This is a genomic window from Rhodobaculum claviforme, assembly GCF_016653255.1.
Classification (GTDB): Bacteria; Pseudomonadota; Alphaproteobacteria; order Rhodobacterales; family Rhodobacteraceae; genus Rhodobaculum; species Rhodobaculum claviforme.
The window spans coordinates 1-2,653 of record NZ_NHSD01000020.1 but is presented as its reverse complement, the minus strand read 5'-3'; the positions used below and the strand labels follow the sequence as shown (position 1 = coordinate 2,653).

Sequence of the window (2,653 nt, the reverse complement as noted above, 5' to 3'; positions counted from 1 at the left end):
CGGTGCCCCGTCCGGCACTCCAAGCGGCAACACCAGCATGCCCGCCACGCCCCCCGCCGCCAACAGCGCCCGGTCGGGGTCCCCGGGCGCCAGCGCCCGGGCATCGGCGATCTGCGCCCCGCGCCCGGCCGACAGCGGGCCCAGCGCGGCCCGCGGCAGCGCACGCGCGGCAGGCGTCAGCGCGGGGACACCGGGGCCGCACCAGTCGGGCGCACACCAGTCGGGCGCGCCATCGCCCGGCGCCCGCCCCTCGGCGCCAGCGCTCCCGCCACTCCCTGCGCCGCCACTCCCTGCCCCGCCGTCCGACGCTTCGCCGTCCGACGCCTTGGCGTCGCAGGCGCCGCCGTCCCCCGCCCAAGGGCTCGCTTCCGATCCGGCTGGCACCGGGCACAGCAGCGCGCGGTCGACGCCACAGCCCTGAGCCAGCCGCGCCAGCACATCGCCCAGCGCCGCCGCACCGCCGCTACCGCCCCGGATTCGCAGCAGATCGCCCAGCACCCCGACCGCCAGCCCGGCGAGGTCGCCCGTCCCGCCACCGCCCGTCCCCGGGCCGCCGGCGCCGCCCGTGCCCGCACGACACACCCCACCGGCGCCCGCCGCAGCCCCGGGGGGGGCTGCCGATCCCGGCGGCGGTGGCATGATCGAGCCTGCGCGTCTCACCCTGCCCTCCGCCTCCGCTTTGCCGACGGTCCGGGATGACCGCGCGCTGTATCCTCGGTGACAAAGGTTGCACAAATGCTGCCGCGCGCAAGCCCGGCGTGCACCGACACCGGGGCTGATGACCCTCAGCGTGCGGCCATGACCTCGATTTCCACAAGAAATTCCGGGCGTGTAAACCCCGCCACCACCATCAGCGTGGACGCGGGCAACCGCACGACATCGGCCAGCCACGCATCGCGCGCCGCCATGTAGGGGGCCATGTGTGCCCGGTCGGTCACATAGGCATTGATGCGCACCACATCGTGCCGCGTCATCCCCGCCTCGGCCAGAATCGCGTCGATGTTGGCCAGGCACTGGCGGGCCTGGCCGCCCGCATCCTCCGGCGCCACGTCATCCGGCCCGACCCCCAGCTGCCCCGAGGTGACCAGCCACCGCGCCCCGGGCGGCACCTCCACCGCATGGGCATAGCGCGCGAATGGCGGGCGGAGGGTCGGCGGCGTGATCTCGCGCATGTGGGCGTCCTCGGGCAGGCGTGGGTGTCAGGGGGTCGCAGGGGGGCTGTTGCGGGCGCCGACGCCACCGGAGCGCGCAGGCGAAGCGGCGTCAGGCAGACCGCGCGAGACGCGCCACCGGCCCGGGCATCACCCTGGACCAGCCCGCGCGCCCACGCCAGCCCCCACCCCCCGAAAGAACGCGGCAGGGCGCAGCGGCGGGCGCGCGCCGGGCCACTGAACGGCGGGCGGGGCTGGTGCAATTCCCGGCACCTCTCGGTTCTGTCAGCCGGGCCGGGGGCCGGGTGGCGCGGTTGCGGTTGCCGTACCGGACATCTGTGCTAGCACGTCGGCAACGGCAGACACGAGACGACAGACACCAGACGACAGACACCAGACGGCGGGCACCAGACGGCGGGCACCGCCGCACAGCCCCGGCGCCGGGGCCACGACAGGGGAGCGGCGAAGATGACGGACACGATCGCACGGGCGCTGGGATGCGCATTGCGCGCCGGGCTGCTGGCCCTGCCTGCCGCCGGGGCCACCGCGCAGGAGCGTGTCACCTTCGGCACCAACTGGCTGCCGCAGGCCGAACACGGCGGCTTCTACCAGTCGGTGGCCGACGGCACCTATGCCGCCTGCGGGCTGGAGGTCACGATCGTGCCCGGCGGGCCGCAGGTGAACAACCGCGCGATGCTGATGGCGGGGCGGCTGGACTTCTTCATGGGCGGCAACCTGCTGGCGCTGTTCAACGCGGTGGAACAGGACATCCCCATGGTGGCGCTGATGGCGTCGTTCCAGAAGGAGGCGCAGGTGCTGATCTCGCACCCCGGCGTGGCCGACACCTGGGAGGACCTGCGCGACCTCGACCTGCTGATCGCCGACGCGGGCTACAACACCTTCTTCCAGTGGATGATCGCCGCGCATGGCTTCCGCTCGGAACAGCGGCAGGTCTACACCTTCAACCCCGCGCCGTTCCTGGCCAATGAACGGCTGGGCATGCAGGGGTTCCTGTCATCCGAACCCCACGCCATCCGCGAACAGGCCGGGTTCGAGCCCAATGTCTTCCTGCTCGCTGATTACGGCTGGGACACCTACGCCACCCAGGTGGAGACGATGCGCCCCACCCTCGAAAACCGCCCCGAGGTGGTCGAGTGCTTCGTCGAGGGCTCGATCCTGGGCTGGTACAACTTCCTTTACGGCGACAACGAGCCCGCCATCGCGATGATCCTCGCGGAGAACCCCGAGATGTCGCGCGCCAAGATCGACTACGCCATCGAGCGGATGATCGCCGAAGGGATCGTCGATTCGGGCGACACGCTGGAACATGGCATCGGCTACATGGACATGGACCGCATCGGGCGCTTCTTCGACGCCATGGTCGCGGCCGGAGTGGTCGGCGCCGACGTGGACTGGACCCGGGCGTTCGACCTGCGCTTCGTCGGCCACGGGCTGGGGATGGAGCTGCGGCCGGAGTGACCCGCGCCGCCCGCGCCCGCATC

Annotated in this window: 2 protein-coding genes and 1 pseudogene; 1 reads left to right on the top strand and 2 read right to left on the bottom strand. The window is 72.8% G+C overall.

The window, feature by feature from the left end:
* Together CCR87_RS00280 and CCR87_RS00275 are read right to left on the bottom strand one after the other, a co-directional pair.
* A pseudogene (locus CCR87_RS00280) lies at positions 1-582 on the bottom strand (hypothetical protein); the annotation flags it as partial.
* Between the two features lie 203 nt (positions 583-785).
* Positions 786-1,172 carry a RidA family protein gene (locus tag CCR87_RS00275; RefSeq protein WP_201155343.1) on the bottom strand — a complete coding sequence of 129 codons (387 nt, stop codon included), beginning with the start codon at positions 1,170-1,172 and terminating at the stop codon, positions 786-788.
* 447 nt (positions 1,173-1,619) lie between these two features.
* Between CCR87_RS00275 and CCR87_RS00270 the strand changes: the two genes are divergently transcribed.
* Positions 1,620-2,630, top strand: coding sequence for an ABC transporter substrate-binding protein (locus tag CCR87_RS00270; RefSeq protein WP_201155342.1), 1,011 nt, complete (start codon positions 1,620-1,622; stop codon positions 2,628-2,630).
* The last annotated feature ends 23 nt before the right edge of the window (positions 2,631-2,653 follow it).